The sequence below is a fragment of the Polaribacter vadi genome, assembly GCF_018861005.1.
GTDB lineage: Bacteria > Bacteroidota > Bacteroidia > Flavobacteriales > Flavobacteriaceae > Polaribacter > Polaribacter vadi_A.
This window is the reverse complement of record NZ_JAHKQL010000004.1, coordinates 69,750-88,182: the sequence shown is the minus strand read 5'-3', so window position 1 is coordinate 88,182 and position 18,433 is coordinate 69,750. Positions and strand designations below refer to the sequence as shown.

Annotated in this window: 14 protein-coding genes (1 of these 14 running past the window's edge); 8 read left to right on the top strand and 6 right to left on the bottom strand. The window is 31.5% G+C overall.

Annotated features, from left to right (window positions below; all coding sequences use genetic code 11):
• The 5 genes from gltB to KO506_RS02985 form a co-directional block, all read right to left on the bottom strand.
• Positions 1 to 4,189, bottom strand: partial view of a glutamate synthase large subunit gene (gene gltB, locus KO506_RS03005; RefSeq protein ID WP_215993421.1) — the 5' portion only. Its footprint begins 323 nt before the window's first position; only the first 4,189 of its 4,512 coding nucleotides appear in the window; it begins with the start codon at positions 4,187 to 4,189; its stop codon lies off the left edge, out of view.
• A gap of 217 nt (positions 4,190 to 4,406) precedes the next feature.
• Positions 4,407 to 5,636, bottom strand: coding sequence for an ammonium transporter (locus tag KO506_RS03000; RefSeq protein WP_215993420.1), 1,230 nt, complete (start codon positions 5,634 to 5,636; stop codon positions 4,407 to 4,409).
• 6 nt (positions 5,637 to 5,642) lie between these two features.
• Positions 5,643 to 5,993, bottom strand: coding sequence for a P-II family nitrogen regulator (locus KO506_RS02995; RefSeq protein ID WP_215993419.1), 351 nt, complete (start codon positions 5,991 to 5,993; stop codon positions 5,643 to 5,645).
• A 127-nt stretch (positions 5,994 to 6,120) separates the two neighbouring features.
• Entirely contained in the window at positions 6,121 to 7,425 is a 1,305-nt protein-coding gene (locus KO506_RS02990; RefSeq protein ID WP_215993418.1) for an ammonium transporter, read from the bottom strand.
• A 42-nt stretch (positions 7,426 to 7,467) separates the two neighbouring features.
• Positions 7,468 to 8,448, bottom strand: a complete 981-nt coding sequence (locus tag KO506_RS02985; protein WP_215993417.1) for an outer membrane beta-barrel protein — start codon at positions 8,446 to 8,448, stop codon at positions 7,468 to 7,470.
• Positions 8,449 to 8,721: 273 nt separating this feature from the next.
• On the opposite strand from KO506_RS02985, the gene KO506_RS02980 reads away from it, so the two are divergent.
• Positions 8,722 to 9,504, top strand: coding sequence for a tRNA pseudouridine(38-40) synthase TruA (locus KO506_RS02980; RefSeq protein WP_215993416.1), 783 nt, complete (start codon positions 8,722 to 8,724; stop codon positions 9,502 to 9,504).
• 232 nt (positions 9,505 to 9,736) lie between these two features.
• Here the strand turns inward: KO506_RS02980 and KO506_RS02975 are convergent, their stop codons facing one another.
• Entirely contained in the window at positions 9,737 to 10,879 is a 1,143-nt protein-coding gene (locus tag KO506_RS02975) for an acyl-CoA dehydrogenase (RefSeq protein WP_215993415.1), read from the bottom strand.
• Positions 10,880 to 10,968: 89 nt separating this feature from the next.
• Here KO506_RS02975 and KO506_RS02970 point away from each other — a divergent pair, with 89 nt between their 5' ends.
• The 7 genes from KO506_RS02970 (at position 10,969) to KO506_RS02940 (ending at position 18,360) form a co-directional block, all read left to right on the top strand.
• Positions 10,969 to 12,021 carry an anhydro-N-acetylmuramic acid kinase gene (locus KO506_RS02970; RefSeq protein WP_215993414.1) on the top strand — a complete coding sequence of 351 codons (1,053 nt, stop codon included), beginning with the start codon at positions 10,969 to 10,971 and terminating at the stop codon, positions 12,019 to 12,021.
• Positions 12,022 to 12,214: 193 nt separating this feature from the next.
• Entirely contained in the window at positions 12,215 to 13,447 is a 1,233-nt protein-coding gene (locus tag KO506_RS02965; RefSeq protein WP_215993413.1) for a Glu/Leu/Phe/Val dehydrogenase dimerization domain-containing protein, read from the top strand.
• A gap of 13 nt (positions 13,448 to 13,460) precedes the next feature.
• A complete protein-coding gene (nhaD, locus tag KO506_RS02960) occupies positions 13,461 to 14,864 on the top strand; it encodes a sodium:proton antiporter NhaD (protein WP_215993412.1) in 1,404 nt (467 codons plus the stop codon).
• A 147-nt stretch (positions 14,865 to 15,011) separates the two neighbouring features.
• The gene (locus KO506_RS02955) at positions 15,012 to 15,701 is read left to right on the top strand and encodes a MotA/TolQ/ExbB proton channel family protein (protein WP_215993411.1); all 690 of its coding nucleotides are present in this window, start codon (positions 15,012 to 15,014) and stop codon (positions 15,699 to 15,701) included.
• A gap of 96 nt (positions 15,702 to 15,797) precedes the next feature.
• Entirely contained in the window at positions 15,798 to 16,190 is a 393-nt protein-coding gene (locus KO506_RS02950) for an ExbD/TolR family protein (RefSeq protein ID WP_215993410.1), read from the top strand.
• Positions 16,191 to 16,258: 68 nt separating this feature from the next.
• The gene (locus tag KO506_RS02945; RefSeq protein ID WP_215993409.1) at positions 16,259 to 17,095 is read left to right on the top strand and encodes an energy transducer TonB family protein; all 837 of its coding nucleotides are present in this window, start codon (positions 16,259 to 16,261) and stop codon (positions 17,093 to 17,095) included.
• A gap of 56 nt (positions 17,096 to 17,151) precedes the next feature.
• On the top strand, positions 17,152 to 18,360 hold the full coding sequence (locus KO506_RS02940; RefSeq protein WP_215993748.1) for a bifunctional folylpolyglutamate synthase/dihydrofolate synthase: 1,209 nt from the start codon (positions 17,152 to 17,154) through the stop codon (positions 18,358 to 18,360).
• The last annotated feature ends 73 nt before the right edge of the window (positions 18,361 to 18,433 follow it).

The window sequence follows — 18,433 nt, the reverse complement described above, 5'->3', positions numbered from 1 at the left end:
AAACAATTACTTTACCTCCAGTCATATATTCACAGCAATGATCACCTACACCTTCTACAACTGCTGTTGCTCCTGAATTACGTACAGCAAAACGTTCACCTGCAATTCCGTTTATATATGCTTGACCATTGACAGCACCAAATAAACAAACGTTACCAATAATTATATTTTCATCAGCAATAAAATCTGCTTCTTTTGGTTTTTTAACGATTAATTTTGCACCAGATAAACCTTTACCTAAATAATCGTTTGTATTACCTTCTAAAGTAAAAGTTAACCCGTAAGCACCAAATGCCCCAAAACTTTGACCTGCAGAACCTGTAAAATTGATATTTAAAGTATCTTCAGGTAAACCTAAGTGACCATATATTTTAGAAATTTCGTTACTAACTATAGCTCCTACTGTACGATTTATATTATTAATAGGATAAGCTAGGTTCATTTTTTCTTTACGATATAAAGCTCTATGAGAATCTTTTAATATTGTAAAATCTAATACGTTTTCTAAATTATGATCTTGTTTTTCAGTATTTTTAACAGTTAAACTTCTATAAACTGAAGGTCTGTGTAAAATACTTGATAAATCTAATCCTTTTGCTTTATAATGCTTAATTGCCTTATTTGCATTAATTTTATGAGTTTGTCCAACCATTTCAGCTAAAGTTCTGAAACCAAGTTGTGCCATAATTTTTCTTAATTCTTCTGCAACGTAATAGAAAAAGTTTATTACGTGTTCAGGTGTACCTTTAAAGTTTTTTCTTAAATCCTTATCTTGAGTTGCTATACCAACAGGACAAGTATTTAAATGACATTTACGCATCATAATACAACCTGAAGCGACTAAAGGAGCTGTTGCAAAACCAAATTCTTCTGCACCTAATAAAGCAGCAATAGCTACATCACGTCCTGTTTTTAATTGTCCATCACACTCTACAACAATTCTACTTCTTAGATTATTAAGTACTAGAGTTTGTTGTGCTTCAGATAAACCAAGTTCCCAAGGTAAACCTGCATGTTTTAAAGAGGTAAGTGGAGAAGCTCCTGTACCACCATCGTAACCAGAAATTAAAACAACATCTGCTTTTGCTTTAGCAACACCTGCTGCAATTGTACCTACACCAACTTCTGAAACTAATTTCACATTAATTCTAGCTTCACGATTTGCATTTTTTAAATCGAAAATTAGTTGTGCTAAATCTTCAATTGAATAAATATCGTGATGTGGAGGAGGAGAAATTAAACCTACAAATGGTGTCGAATTTCTCGCATTTGCAATCCAAGGTAAAACTTTATAGCCAGGTAATTGTCCACCTTCACCAGGTTTAGCACCTTGTGCCATTTTAATTTGAATCTCTTTTGCGTTTGATAAATAATGAGAGGTTACCCCAAATCTACCAGATGCTACTTGTTTAATGGCAGAGTTTCTACTATCACCATTTATATCTTTTTGAAAACGTCTTCTGTCTTCACCACCTTCACCAGAATTTGATTTACCACCAATTCTGTTCATTGCTATGGCTAAATTTTCATGAGCTTCTCTTGAGATAGACCCATAAGACATTGCACCTGTTTTAAAACGCTTTACAATATCTGTCCAAGGTTCTACTTCATCTAAAGGAATTGGGTCTAAGTTATCAAATTCGAATAAACCACGAATTGTCATTAAACTTTCTGCTTGTTCATTTATTGTTTTTGCATAAACATCGTAACTTTTTTGATCACTTAAACGAACAGCCTGCTGTAATTTAGAAACAGTTGTTGGGTTAAATAAATGACGTTCACCATTTCTTCTCCATCTATAATCACCACCAATATTTAAACTTAAATTTTTATCGATTTGATTATCTGGATATGCTTGTTTATAACGTTGATCTATTTCTTTTTCAACTTCATATAAACCAATACCTTCTATTCTTGATGCTGTATATGGGAAATATTTTTCTACAAATTGAGAATTAAAACCTACAATTTCGAAAATTTGAGAACCTCTGTAAGATTTTAAAGTAGAGATTCCAATTTTGTTCATCACTTTTAAAACACCTTTACCAATAGCTTTGTTAAAGTTGTCTACTGCTTTTTGCTCATCCATATCAGTAATAAAGCCTTCTTTAACTTGCATTCTGATAATTTCGTTTACCATATATGGGTTAATAGCACTTGCTCCATAACCAAATAAAGTTGCAAAATGATGTGGTTCACGTGGTTCTGCAGATTCAATAATAATATCAAAGTGAGAACGTTTACGTAGTCTATTTAATTGATGATTTACGTAAGAACAAGCCAATAAAGCTGGTATTGGTGCATTTTCTTGATTTACACCTCTATCTGAAAGGATAATAATATTAGATTTTCTTTCTAATGCTTTTTCTATTTGAATTATAATATTATCTAAAGCATCTTCTAAACCGTTTAAACCCTTTGATTTTGGATATAACATATGAATAGTTTCTGCTTTGAAACTTTCAATATCTATATTTCTAATTTTTTCTAAATCAGCATTAGAAATTACAGGATTCTGTATTCTTAATTTACGACATTGTCTGTCTGTTATGCTGAAAATATTTCTGTCTTTTCCTAAGTTTAAACTAATATCAGTTACAATATTTTCTCTAATACCATCTAAAGGAGGGTTTGTAACTTGTGCAAATAATTGCTTAAAATAATTAGAGATTAATTGTGGCCTATCTGATAAAACTGCTAAAGGTGTATCTATACCCATAGAGCCTAAAGCTTCTTTACCACCTTGTGCCATAGGTGTAATTACTTCTTGAATGTCTTCGAAAGTATAATTAAATAAACGCTGACGTGTTTTTATATCTATCGTTTCAATTGGGCAAGTTTCGCTAGTATAAGGAACGTCTTTTAAATGTAATCGAGTATTATCTAACCATTCTTGATAAGGTCTCTCAGAAACTACCTTATTTTTGATTTCTTCATCATCAATAATTCTACCTTCATTCATGTCTACCAAAAACATTCTTCCCGGTTCTAATCTACCATGTTTTTTTATATCTGAAGGATCAATATCTACTACACCAACCTCAGAAGACATAATTAATTTACCGCTTTTGGTAAGCGTATATCTAGATGGTCTTAAACCATTTCTGTCTAATAATGCTCCAATATAATCTCCATCAGTAAATGGTACAGAAGCAGGTCCATCCCAAGGTTCCATAATACAACCATTATATTCGTAAAAAGCTTTACGAGCATCTGGCATTGTTTTATGTTTTTCCCAAGCTTCAGGTATCATCATCATCATAATTTCTGGTAATGAACGACCTGTATGTGTTAATAGTTCAACAACCATATCCATAGAAGCTGAATCAGATTTTCCTGGTAATATTATTGGAAAAAGTTTGTCTATTTGATCTCCAAAAACATCACTTTTCATGATTTCTTCACGTACACGCATTCTACTTACATTACCACGTAAAGTATTTATTTCTCCATTTTGACACATGTGTCTAAATGGTTGAGCAAGTTCCCAAGTTGGCATTGTATTCGTTGAGAAACGTTGGTGTACTAATGCTAAACGAGTAACTAAATCTATTTCTTGAAGATCTTTATAATATGGGCCAATATCTTCTGGCATTATAATACCCTTGTAGATAATTGTAGTTATAGATAAACTAGGTATGTAAAAATAATCAGCTTCAGAAATTTTTGAATTTCTAATTTCGTGTTCAGCTATTTTACGAGCAGCATATAATTTTGCTTTAAAAGTGGCTTCATCAATGTCTTCTGTTTTACCAACAAAGAGTTGTTCTATATTTGGTTCAGAGTTTAAAGCAATTTCACCCAGTTGAGTAGAATCTACAGGTACTTCTCTCCATCCTAAAACAGAAAGGCCTTGTTTTTTTACTTCGGATTCGAAAGTAGTTTTACAAAATTTATATTGATTTGAAACTTTTGGGAGAAATACCATACCAACAGCATATTCTCTTTGATCTGGCAGAGAGAAATTACAAACACGAGTAAAATAATCGTGAGGTATATCTATTAATAAACCAGCTCCATCACCAGTTTTTCCATCTGCACTAACACCACCTCTATGTTCTAGTTTTACTAGGATTTCTAAAGCATCGTGTATAATTTGATTTGTCTTTTCTCCATTCAAATTACATATAAAACCAGCTCCACAATTTTCATGTTCAAACTCTGGTAAATACAGTCCTTGTTTCTCCATATTATATTCAATTATATTTACAAAGCTATGTATTTTGTTGAATATAATTCAGTTTTAAGAGATCTTTGATGTAATTTTTATGATGAAATTAAAAATAAGGTAGAAAAAACATATTTATGATAATTTTAATGTTTTATATTTGTCAAATTCATAAAAACAAGAAATCTGCCTTTAAAATGTTAAGTTTAAAGGCGGATTTTGTTTTAAATGTAAACTTTTAATGTTCGTTTAGTCTAAAGTCTGGATAAGCATCCATTCCATGTTCATGGACATCTAAGCCTTCTAATTCTTCTTTTTCACTTACTCTAATTCCTACTATTTTTTTAAGAGTATAGATAATTAAAAAAGAAGATACTAGGCAAAAAGCTGCATAACAAGCTACCCCTTTTAATTGTATTAAGAAGGTGTGTTCTGGGTTTGTAGAGAAAATTCCTACAGCTAATGTGCCCCAAATACCACAAATTAAATGTACTGCAATAGCCCCTACAGGATCGTCTAGTTTTATAGCGTCAACAAAAGCTACAGCAAAAACAATTAAGGTACCTGCAATAGCGCCAATAATTATTGCGCTCTCTGGCGTCATTACATCAGCACCAGCAGTAATACCAACTAAACCACCTAAAATACCATTTAGAAACATTGTTAAATCAAGGTTTTTGTATTTTAAGAAAGATACTAATGCAGCTACAACTCCACCAGCTGCAGCAGATAAGCAAGTTGTTACTAGTGTTAAAGATGTTAATTCTGGATCTGCTGATAGTACTGAACCACCATTAAAACCAAACCAACCTAACCAAAGAATTAAAACACCAGCTGTTGCAAGAGGTATATTGTGTCCAGGTATTGCTTGTGGTTTTCCGTTTTTGAATTTGCCTATTCTCGGCCCAAGTAACCAAACAGCAACTAATGCAGCCCAACCACCAACAGAATGTACTAGTGTAGAACCTGCAAAATCATAGAACCCCATTTGGTCTAAAAAACCACCACCCCATTTCCAAGAACCAGTAATTGGGTAAACTAAACCAACATAGATAATTGTAAAAATCATAAACGGACCAATTTTCATACGTTCAGCTACTGCACCAGAAACTATAGTTGCAGCAGTTGCAGCAAACATTCCTTGAAATAAGAAATCTGTCCACCATGTGTAGCCACCATCTGCGTATTCTGTTGTCATTCCGTTTTCTGGTGCAGAAATACCAAAACCTGCAAAATCAATAAAACCAGCAGAGCCTTCTTCAAAACCAGGATACATAAGGTTAAAGCCACCAATGTAATATAGCAGTAAACCTACAGTTATTATAAATATATTTTTAAATAGTATGTTAATTGTGTTTTTTTGTCTAGTTAATCCGATTTCTAAAAATGCGAAACCTGTGTGCATAAAGAAAACTAATGCTGTACAGATCATCATCCATACATTATTTGCTGTAAAAATTCCTTCCATTTTTTATTATTTTGATATTTTTTTTAAAGTTTCGCCTCCTTTTTCTCCTGTTCTTATTCTGTAAGCTTCTGTAATGTCTGATACAAAAATTTTACCATCACCAACTTCTCCTGTTGCAGCAGAATTAAGTAGTGCTTTTATGGTTACTTCTTCAAAATCATCATTAACAACTATAGATAAATATCTACGTTGTATGTCACTAGTGCTATAACTTACACCTCTGTATACATGTCCTTCCTTTTCGTTGCCTAAACCAGTTACATCCCAATAAGAGAAAAAGTTTACGTCAACTTCATGAAGTGCTTCTTTTACGGCACTAAATTTTGATTTTCTAATAATTGCTTCGATTTTCTTCATGCTAATTATGATTGATTAATTTTATAATTTTGTGAAAAATAGTAAAAAAATATTATAACAAAAAAATCACGCAACTTTTAAAGTTGCGTGATTTATAAATTATAATCTTAATTATTAGAGCAATACTCTATTTATCAGTATCAAATTCTCTTACTCTTTTTCCAGGATAAGCGATTGATCCGTGTTCTGAAATATCTAATCCTTCGATTTCAACTTCTTTAGTTACACGTAATCCCATTGTTGCTTTTAAGATTCCTAAAATAATAAAAGATAAAGCTACTGCCCAAACAGCATAAGCTAAAACTCCAATTGCTTGAGCACCTAATTGAGCTGCACCACCACCATTGAATAAACCAATTGCAGTATCACCATCTACACCCCAAAGACCTATAACTAAAGTACCCCATGCACCAGCTACACCATGTACAGAAGCAGCACCAATTGCATCGTCAATTTTTAATTTCTTTTCAATAAATTCAATTGAGAATACAACAATTATACCACCAATTAAACCTGCTAATACAGCACCACCAGCAGTCATGTTACCACAACCAGCAGTAATACTTACTAAACCAGCTAAACAACCATTTAATGTTTGTCCTAAGTTAGGTTTACCATACCAGATCCATGTTGTAACTAATGCACCTAAACCACCAGCTGCAGCAGCTAAGTTTGTAATTAATACTACGTTAGAAGCACCAGTTGCATCAGCACCACCCCAAGCTAATTGAGATCCACCATTAAAACCAAACCAACCAAACCAAAGGATAAAAACACCTAAAGTTGCTAATATTTGGTTATGACCAGGAATTGGTAAAACTTTACCATCTACGTATTTACCTATTCTAGGACCTACCATAAATGCAGCTACTAAAGCAGCCCAACCACCTACAGAGTGTACAATAGATGAACCAGCAAAATCGATAAACTCAGCTGGCATAATACCATCTGTATCGTTTAACCATCCACCATTCCATTCCCATCCACCAGAAATTGGATAGATGATCGCAGTCATGATTAAAGAAAATATAATATAAGTTGTATATTTTGTTCTACCAGCTATTGCTCCAGATACGATTGTTGCAGTTGTTGCAGCAAACATTGTTTGGAAGAATAAATCAGCTCCTTCTCCTTGGAATAAACCACTCCAAAAGAACCATCCGTTAGAAGTGTCTCCATACATTAAAGAATAACCTACTAACCAAAAAGTTATAGAACCAACACAGATGTCTAGCAAGTTTTTCATTGCTATGTTTACTGCATTTTTAGATCTTGTCATACCAGATTCTACTAATGTAAATCCTGCTTGCATTAAGAAAACTAAGATACCTGCAATTAGCATCCAAAGCATTCCCATGTCTCCATTAACTTGTTCTAAAACTTGAGCAGCTTCAGATGGAGTATCTTGAAATAATGTTAAAAATAAACTCATATTATATATTTATTAGTTAGTAATTAATAGTTGAATTTCTTCTTAGAAAGAGTATACAGCAGCTAAAGCGAAAGAACTAAGTGCTTTATCTCCAACAAATACAGGGTCAGAAGCAGTGTCTAATCTTAATTCAGGAATAATTGTTAAAGAACCAATTGAATAGTTACCTGTTAATGTAGTAGCAATTACACTTGCATCAGTTCCTCCTCCAATTGCACCAAAAGCGCCATCTTCTTGGAAAAATTCACTTCTTAAACCAATTTTAAAAGATTCAGAAGTTGTCCATTGTGGGTAGATTGCTGCACCATAAAATCCTGGAGCATCATCACCTGAGAAATAAGCAGCATTAACTCCTAAAAAGAAAGTTTCTGAGATATCAAAACCACCTGTAAAGTCTAATTCATAAGCTCCTTGATCATATAAGAAGTTAATGTATTGACCTGAAAAACCTAATTGAGCTCCAAAAGCATAACTACCATTTGGGTTATACTCAGTTGCATCAGTTGGATTCATAACAGCTAACATTAAAGAAGTGTCACCACCTAAATCGAAATCTGCTTTAATACCTGTATGGCTAAATGGACCATAAGAAAATAAATAAGAAGTACTGTAGTTAAAGTTTGCAGTTGGAGAGATTACCTCATATCCTAAGAAAGTATTAAAGTTACCAATTGTAAGTGTTACTTTTTCGCTTACATTCCAATAAGCATATAACTGATTTACGATTGATGAAGAGTTTCCAACAGAGTTAAAAACAGCATCAGCTCCTCTTGGACCATATACCATATCTGCAACAAATCCTACTTTTTCTCCTTCGTAAGCAGCGACTAAGTTAATCATACCTAAAGAGAAACCAGGTAAGTTTGCAAAAGAACTACCAGGAGCAGTGTCAAATTCACCACCACTGATGTTACCTCTAAAGTAAGTGTCTATACTACCACTTAATGTAAATGTTTTTTCTTCTTCTTGTGCATTTACTAACAATCCGCTTGCTAATAACAAAGTAAAAATAATTTTTTTCATAATGATGTTCTTTTTAGTTTTTATTGATTTTTATTATTTGAACGCTCCAAATGTAAATATTTAATTTAATCTAACAAGGGGGGTAAATTTTCAAAACATACTTTTTAAGGGTTTACCCCTTAAAAAAATAGGGGTTAATTTGAGATAACTTTATTTTAACGTTTATTTAAGGTAAAAAATGTTAGGTTCATAAAAAAGTTGCCTATAATTTTGAGATATTCATAAAAATGCACTTTTTGTAAAAAAAAATGCAATTATTGTACATTTGCACTTATGAAATATTCAGTTTCTTACTTAATTTACTTACAATTCCTTGGTTTTCGGTTTTCTGGTTGGCAAAAACAGAAAAATGCAAAAACATTGCATGAAATTATTGATAAAACTTTGTCTTTTATACTTTTAGAAGGTGATTATAAAACGATTGGTGTTGGTAGAACAGATGCAAAAGTTTCTGCTAATGGTTATTATTTTCAGCTTTTTACAAATTCGATTTTGGAACCAGAATTGTTTTTGAAGTCTTTAAATTCTAATTTTCCTGCGGATTTTAGGGCTATTTCTATTCAAAACGTAGATAGAAAGTTTAATATTATTAATGCTGATAAGATAAAAGAGTATCATTACTATTTTTCTTTTGGAGAAGAAAACCATCCTTTTGCTGCTCCTTTTATTGTAAATGTTGATACTGATTTAAATATTGATTTAATGAAAAAAGGGGATAAACTGTTTGAAGGCGAGCATTATTTTCATAAATATTGTACTAAGCCATCAGAGAATACAGTTTTTAAGAGGGTAATACATTCTTGTGAAATTGTAGAGAATGATGTTTTATTAGCTAACTTTTTTCCTGAAAAGTCTTATATATTAAAAGTAAAGGGAAAAGGGTTTTTAAGATATCAAATAAGATTAATGATGGCTACTTTGTTTGAGTTAGGTAAAGGTAATTTAAGCTTAGAATTTATTGAAGCTTCTTTAAAAGAGGATAATGATAGAAAGTCTTTAAGAAATATTGCGCCTGCTTCTGGTTTGCAACTGTATACTATAGATTTGCAATTGTAAATATGATAACCTATTTATTATAATTGAATTCTATTGATCTTAAAAAAAGTTGATTTAAGGGGTTTTGATTTTGTTTGCAAGTATTTGCATGAGCGATAGAAATGGCATCCTTTTTTGAGGTATGAAAAAAAGATATAATGGATAGCGCGATTTTTGTTTTTCACAAAAACATGCCAAAATAAAAATCCACCTTAAAAAGATGGATTTCTTATACATTATATATAGGCCACTTTTAACCCTTGATAACTCCTCTAGAAATAACAATTTTTTGAATTTCTGAAGTACCTTCGTAAATCTGAGTAATTTTTGCATCTCGCATTAAACGTTCTACATGATATTCTTTTACAAAACCATTTCCTCCATGAATTTGTACGGCTTCTACAGTTTGTTCCATAGCAACTTTAGATGCGTATAATTTTGCCATTGCAGAAGACATGTCGTAATTATTTCCTTGATCTTTGTCCCAAGCAGCTTTCATAACCAACATTCTTGCAGCTTCAATTTCGGTGTACATGTCTGCTAATTTAAAAGCAATGGCTTGATGATTACAGATTTCTGTACCAAATGCCTTACGTTCTTTTGAGTATTTTAAAGCCAATTCATAAGCGCCAGAAGCAATACCCAAAGCCTGTGCAGCAATACCAATTCTACCTCCAGAAAGTGTTTTCATTGCAAACTTAAAACCAAAGCCATCTTCGCCAATTCTATTTTCTTTAGGCACTTTAAGGTCGTTAAATTGTAAAGTATGTGTGTCTGAACCACGAATTCCTAATTTATCTTCTTTAGGGCCAATATGGAAACCTTCTGTGTTTTTTTCAACGATAAAAGCGTTAATTCCTCTATGGCCTTTTTCTCTATCTGTTTGTGCAATTACTAAATATACGTCAGAGCGTCCTCCATTTGTAATCCAGTTTTTTGTTCCGTTTATTAAGTAATGGTCGCCTTTATCAATAGCAGTTGTTGCTTGAGAGGTTGCATCAGATCCTGCTTCTGGTTCAGATAAACAAAAGGCACCTATTTGCTCTCCAGATGCTAATTTTGTTAGGTATTTTTTCTTCTGTTCTTCAGTTCCATATGCTTCTAAACCATAACAAACTAAAGAATTATTTACAGAAACCATAACAGAAGCAGAAGCGTCTATTTTAGATAATTCTTCCATAATTAATACGTAAGAAATGGCATCCATTCCACTACCACCATATTTTGGATCAACCATAACACCCATAAAACCAAGTGCTCCCATTTTTTTTACTAATTCATCTGGGAATTCTTGTTTGTTGTCTCTTTCTATAACACCAGGTAATAATTCAGTTTTAGCAAAGTCTCTTGCTGCATCACGTATCATTATGTGTTCTTCTGTTAAGCTAAAATCCATATTGTATTTTTATTATATTCGTAATTTAAGACTACAAATATATCGATTTCGTAATATATTTTGAATATACTTTTATTATTTTTACATATATGATTAAAAATGAAGTTTTTGTTATTGGTGTAATGTCTGGAACATCTTTAGATGGTGTAGATTTAGTATATGTTAAGTTTGATAAAAATGATTATAAAAATTTTGTAATTCTAAACTCAGAAACAGTAAGTTACCCTAAAGAATGGAAGCAAAGATTACAGTTTGCAATAGATTTATCTGGTAAAGAAATACAAGAATTAGATAATAATTATGGTAAACTTTTAGGAGGTATAATAAATGGTTTTATTCAAAAATTTAAACTGATAAATATTGATTTTGTAGCTTCTCATGGACATACAGTTTTACATCAACCAGAAAAAGGAATTACACTTCAGATAGGGAATGGAAAAGAAATTGCCGAAATTACCAAGCAAAAAGTTGTTTGTGATTTTAGAACTCAAGATGTAAAATTGGGTGGGCAAGGAGCACCTTTGGTGCCTATTGGAGATGAATTATTGTTTTCAAATTATGATTATTGTATCAATTTAGGTGGGTTTTCAAATATTTCCTTTAAAAAGGATGGTCAAAGAATTGCATATGATATTTGTCCTGTAAATATTGTTTTAAATTTTTATGCCAATAAATTGGGATTTGAGTATGATGCATCAGGAGAAATTGCAAAATCAGGTAAAATTAATCATCAACTACTAGCCAAGTTAAACGCTTTAGAATTTTATCAGAAAAATCCACCAAAATCTTTAGGATTAGAGTGGGTGCAGCAGAATGTTTTTCCAATGATAGATCAGTTAGAGGCGAATGTGCCAGATATTTTAAGAACTGTTGTAGAGCATGTTGCCATACAAATTAGTGTAGCTATAAAAGATAATACATCACTTTTGTTTACAGGAGGTGGAGTTTTTAATACTTTTTTAATGGAGCAGGTTGCTTGTTACTCAAATGTTAAAATTGGTTTACCAGATTGTAAATTAATCCATTTTAAAGAGGCATTGATATTTGCATTGTTAGGTTTGTTAAAGATTGATAATCAGGTAAATTGCTTAGCAAGTGTAACTGGTGCACAAAAAGACCACTCTTCTGGCGTTATTTTTTAACGGTTAGTTCGTTATAAAATTAATTTGAACAATCATTTTTTTACTGTAAGTTTGTAGGGATATCACAATATTTTATAATAATTTAAAATCAATTTTAAAAATGAATCAACTTTAACTTTTTCCATATAGTTTTTAATTAAAAAAGGGAAAAGAAAATAGCAAATCGAAGTTGAGTAGTCATTAAAATTTTAAAATGAAAGAATTATTAAAAATATACGAAAACAAACAACCAGAAATTGTTTTTCATTGGAAAGATCAAGAAACTGAAGCAGAAGGTTGGACAGTTATAAACTCTTTAAGGGGAGGTGCAGCAGGTGGTGGAACAAGAATGCGTAAAGGCTTAAATATGAATGAGGTTTTGTCTTTGGCAAAAACTATGGAAGTTAAGTTTACAGTTTCTGGTCCAGCAATTGGTGGAGCAAAATCAGGTATAAATTTCGATCCAAATGATATTAGAAAAAGAGGTGTTTTAGAACGTTGGTATAAAGCAGTTACTCCGCTTTTAAAACATTATTATGGTACAGGAGGCGATTTGAATGTAGATGCAGATAAAGATGTTATTCCGATTACCGAAAGTTGTGGTGTTTGGCATCCTCAAGAAGGTATTTTTAATGGGCATTTTAAACCTACTGAAGCAGATAAGATAAATAGAATTGGCCAATTACGTATGGGCGTAATTAAGGTGATTGAAGATGAAACGTTTTCACCAGATTTGTCTAGAAAATATACAATTGCAGACATGTTAACGGGGTATGGAGTTGCAGAAGCTGTAAAACATTATTACAATATTTACGGAGGAGAAGTTAAAGACAAAAGAGCCATAGTTCAAGGTTTTGGAAATGTAGGTGCAGCTGCAGCTTATTATTTAACAAAATTAGGAGCAAAAGTTGTTGGTATTATTGATAGAGATGGTGGTTTAATAAACGAAAAAGGATTTTCGCAACAAGAAATGACTGATTTATTTTTGTCTAAAGATGGAAATAAATTGACATCAAAAAATATGATTTCTTTTGATGAAATAAATGAGAAAATTTGGAGCTTACCTGCAGAAATATTTGTTCCTGCAGCAGCTTCTAGATTGGTTTCTCAAGATCAAGTACAACAAATGATAGATGCAGGTTTAGAAGTAATATCTCCAGGAGCTAATGTTCCTTTTGCGGATAAAGAAATTTTCTTTGGCCCAATTATGGAGTACACAGATAATCATTTAAGTTTGTTGCCAGATTTTATTTCCAATTGTGGTATAGCAAGAGTTTTTGCATATTTAATGGAGGCAAAAGTAGATTTACCAATGCAAGATAAAGCTATATTTAATGACACATCTAACATCATAAAAAAAGCATTACAAAAAACATTTAAAAAGAGTGCGTCTAAAACAAAAATCTGTTCAACTGCATTCGAAATAGCGTTAAAACAATTAATTTAAATAATAAATAAAAATGGAATCAGTAATTATTATTGTATTTGTAATGGGGTATTTAGCCATTACTTTAGAGCATAATTTAAAACTAGATAAGTTAATACCTGCCTTGGTTATGATGGCAGTTTGTTGGGCTCTAGTTGCACTTGGTGTAGACAACTTTACAAATTGGTTCGATTCTGCAAATCATGGTTTAGTAGACGGTTTTGCAACAATGGGGCATGATGATAAATTACATTTAGTAGAAGAAACGTTATTACATCATTTAGGTAAAACAGCAGAAATTCTAGTTTTCCTTTTAGGGGCAATGACAATTGTAGAAATTATCGATTATTTTGATGGTTTTTCTACTATTAAAAGTTACGTGAATTTTAAAGGAAAGAAAAAGCTTTTATGGATGTTTGCAATTCTAGCTTTTATTTTATCAGCAATTATAGATAATTTAACAGCTACAATTGTTTTGATTTCTATTTTACAGAAAATTGTAAAAACTAGAGATGATAGAATTTGGTTTGCTGGTTTAATTATTATAGCAGCAAATGCAGGTGGTGCTTTTTCACCTATTGGAGACGTAACAACAACAATGCTTTGGATTGGAGATAAAGTAAGTACAGGTATGTTATTTACCTATTTATTTTTACCATCATTATTATGTATGGTTGTGCCTACTTTTATTGCAACTTTTTTACCTGCTTTTAAAGGAGAAATTGATTTTGATGAAAACGAAGTAGAAAAGCCTAAAAGTCAGCACAGTGCAACTATGTTATATTTAGGGTTAGGAGCAATTTTATTTGTGCCAGTTTTTAAAACAGTTACACATTTACCACCTTATGTTGGTATGATGTTGTCTTTAGGTATTGTAGCAACCTTTGCTGAAATTTATAGTAATTCTAAATTTGCTTTGTCAAAAGTAGAAGGAGAGCAAGCTCAAGAACATGAAGCAGAAGCACATCACAGTCCTGTACATGCATCTTTATCTAAAATAGAAATGCCAAGTATCTTATTTTTCTTAGGTATTTTAATGGCAGTTGCAGCTTTAGAATCTTTAGGTATTCTATTTAATTTTGCTGATAGTTTAAAACAAGGTATTCCTTTAATTGGTTCTGAGTTAGAAGGTACAGTAGTTTCTGATTTAGTGGTAATATTATTAGGGATTGGTTCTGCAGTAATCGATAATGTACCATTAGTAGCTGCAAGTTTAGGAATGTTTTCTGAAGGTTTAGATAATCCTTTATGGCACTTTATTGCATTTTCTGCAGGTACAGGAGGTTCTATGTTAATTATAGGTTCTGCTGCTGGAGTTGTAGCAATGGGTATGGAAAAAATAGATTTCTTTTGGTATTTGAAAAAAATATCTTGGTTAGCTTTAATAGGGTTTTTAGTAGGGTCTTTATCATTTGTTTTACTAAGAGCATTTATTTAAACATAATTTTAATAAAATTTAAAATGCCATTTTGTTAATTTACAAAATGGCATTTTTTTTTTTGCTATAATTAAAACTGAATTGTTACCTTGAAACAATTTTAAAAAAGAACAGTCGTTAATATATAAAACCAAAAAACTTAGTTGAATGATTTCATTTTTTCAAGAAAATAAAGACTTACTAGAAGAAGCTGTACAAGAAGAAAAAACACTCTCTATCTATAAGTTAATTATGGATGGTGGTATAGGAGGGCAAATAATTATTGCTTTGCTATTTGTGTTGTTAGCTGTTGCTCTATATATTTATTTTGAACGCTTTTTTGCAATAAAATCGGCCTCTAAAGTAGATAAGAACTTTATGAATCAAATTAAAGATTTTATTTCTAATGGTAATTTAGAATCTGCAAATGCATTATGTAAAAGTAAAAATACGCCTACAGCAAGATTAATAGGTAAAGGTATTTCTAGAATTGGTAAACCTTTAGATGATATCAATACAGCTATTGAAACTGCAGGTAAATTAGAAGTGTATCAACTAGAAAAAAATGTTTCTGTTTTAGCTACAATTGCAGGTGCAGCACCAATGATTGGTTTTTTAGGAACTGTTATTGGTATGATCATTGCCATTCATGAAATTGCAAATGCTGGTGGGCAAATAGATATAAAAATGCTTTCTGACGGATTATATACAGCTATGACAACAACAGTTGCAGGTTTAATTGTGGGTATTATCGCTTATATAACCTACAATCATTTAGTAGTCAGAACCAATAAAGTTGTCTATCAAATGGAAGCAAAATCAGTTGAGTTTTTAGATTTACTTAATGAGCCAGTCTAATACAAGTTCAAAATTTAAAGTATAGAGTTTAAAGTTACAAACTAATTTTTGAGGCTCAATTTTGAATTTTAAACGTTAAACCTTGAATATCCAAATATGAATTTAAGAGGAAGAAATAAAGTAGATCCATCATTCAATATGTCTTCAATGACAGATATTGTTTTTTTATTGCTGATATTTTTTATGCTAACCTCTACTTTGGTTACTGTAAGTGCTATAGATGTTTTATTGCCCAAGGCTGGTGGAAAAACAGAAAACAGTAAGTCAGTTGCTGTAACGATTACCAGTAAATCTATTTTTTATATTGATAAAACTGAGGTAAGTTCATCGAGTCTAGAAAGTGAAATTTTAAGAAGTGTTGGTACAGATAAACAGAAAACCATTGTAATTAGAGGTGATAAAGATGTACCTTATAAAAATGTAATGAAGGTAATAGATATTGCAAATAAGAATAAGTTAAAAATGATTTTAGCTGTAAAAGGAAAGTAAATACAATTGTCAGTTCGAGTGATTTTCTGATTGAAATAAAGAAAATTGTATCGAGAACTTTATAAATAATGCCAATATTAGACACAAAACATAAACGAAAATCAGCAATAATAACATTAATAATTTTAATGTTATTGCTATTTGGTATACTTAATTATGGTATGCAATATTTAGATCCGCCAGAAGAATATGGAGTTGCCATTAATTTTGGAGATACAGATTATGGTAGTGGAGAGCCAGTTTTAAATACCAAAAAAGCACCAACTCCAAAGGTTGAAGAACAAGAAGAAATTATAGAAGAAGAGGTTGTAGAAGAAACTCCTGATGAAATTATAGAAGAAGAAATTATTACTGAAGAAACTGTAGAGGATGTACCTGTAGTAGAAAAAGTAAAAGAAGTAAAAAAAGAGCCTATTAAAGAGGTTGTAAAAAAAGAAGAGAAGCCAAAACCAAAACCGAAACCAAAACCATCAAAAGAAACAACAGATGCATTAAATAGTTTGTTAAATGGTAATGTTTCTGATGGTGCTCCTAAAGGTGAAGGAGATGATAATAAAGAAGGTGTAAAAGGAAAATTAAATGGCGATCCAGAATCCAATAAATATTATGGAAATACGGGTAGTGGTTCTGGTGGTAATTATAATTTAGCTGGTAGAAAAGCATTGTCTAAACCCAAAGAGCAACCAAATTGCCAAGAAGAAGGTATTGTAGTGGTAAGAATTACAGTAAATAAAAATGGAAAAGTAATTAGCGCTGTTCCAGGAGTAAAAGGTTCTACAAATACGGCTGCTTGTTTACTAAAGCCAGCAAAAGAAGCTGCGTTAAAAACCACTTGGAATGCAGATGATAAAGCACCTTCAAATCAAACAGGAACTATTATTTATAAGTTTTCTCTCTCTAAATAATGCTTATTTTTGTTGATTCTGTCATTCCTGTAAAGCAGGAATCTAAAATCAGAATTATGAACTATCAAGAAACTTTACAATGGATGTTTGCTCAATTACCCATGTATCAAAAAGAAGGTAAAACTGCATTCAAAAAAGACTTAACTAATATTTTAGCATTTTCTAAAGAATTAGAGCACCCAGAAAAAAAGTTTAAATCTATTCATGTTGGGGGTACAAATGGTAAAGGATCAACGTCTCATATGTTGGCTTCAATTTTACAAGAAGCAGGTTATAAGGTGGGTTTATATACATCACCACATCTAAAAAACTTTACAGAGCGAATTCGTATTAATGGTAATGAAATTCCGAAAAGTAAAGTTATGTCATTTGTCAATAGCCATAAAGAATTTTTAGAAACCCAAAAACTATCTTTTTTTGAAATGACAGTAGGTTTAGCTTTCGATTATTTTGCAAAAGAAAAAGTAGATATAGCTATTGTTGAAGTCGGTTTAGGAGGTAGGTTAGATTCTACTAATATTATAATGCCAGAAATTTCAGTAATTACAAATATAGGTCTAGATCATACACAGTTTTTAGGAGAAACCTTGCCAGAAATTGCTTTTGAAAAAGCAGGGGTTATTAAAGATAAGATTCCTGTAATTATTGGTGAAGAGCAAAAAGAGGTTAGAGAAGTTTTTTTAGAAAAAGTAAAAGAAACAAATTCAGCACTCTTTTTTGCTTCGGATATTATACAAAATTATACAAGTGATTTATTGGGTGATTATCAGCACAAAAACACGAAAACAGCAGTGTTAACAATACAAAAACTACATGGATTTATAGTTTCAGAAGAAAATATTAAAAAAGGGTTATTAAATGTGGTAAGAAATACCAATTTAAAAGGAAGGTGGCAGATTTTACAAGATAACCCAAAAGTTATTTGTGATACTGCCCACAACAAAGAAGGTTTAAAAATAGTGCTGAATCAATTAAAAAAAGAAAAGTTTACAAAGTTGCATATTGTGTTAGGTGTTGTTTCTGATAAGAAATTAGATGATGTTTTACCTCTTTTCCCAAAAACGGCTACCTATTATTTTTGTAAACCTAATATCCCAAGAGGACTTCCTGAAGATGAATTACAATTAAAAGCAATGAACTTAGATTTAAAAGGAAAAAAATATTCATCTGTAAAAAATGCGTATGCAGATGCCTTAATAAATGCAAATCAGCAAGGTATAGTTTATGTTGGTGGGAGTACTTTTGTGGTTGCAGAAATAATTTAAAATAAATTTCATTTTTTGTTTGTCAGATTCAAAAACAGTGTTATATTTGCAACCGCTTAAGGTAATTGTCTTA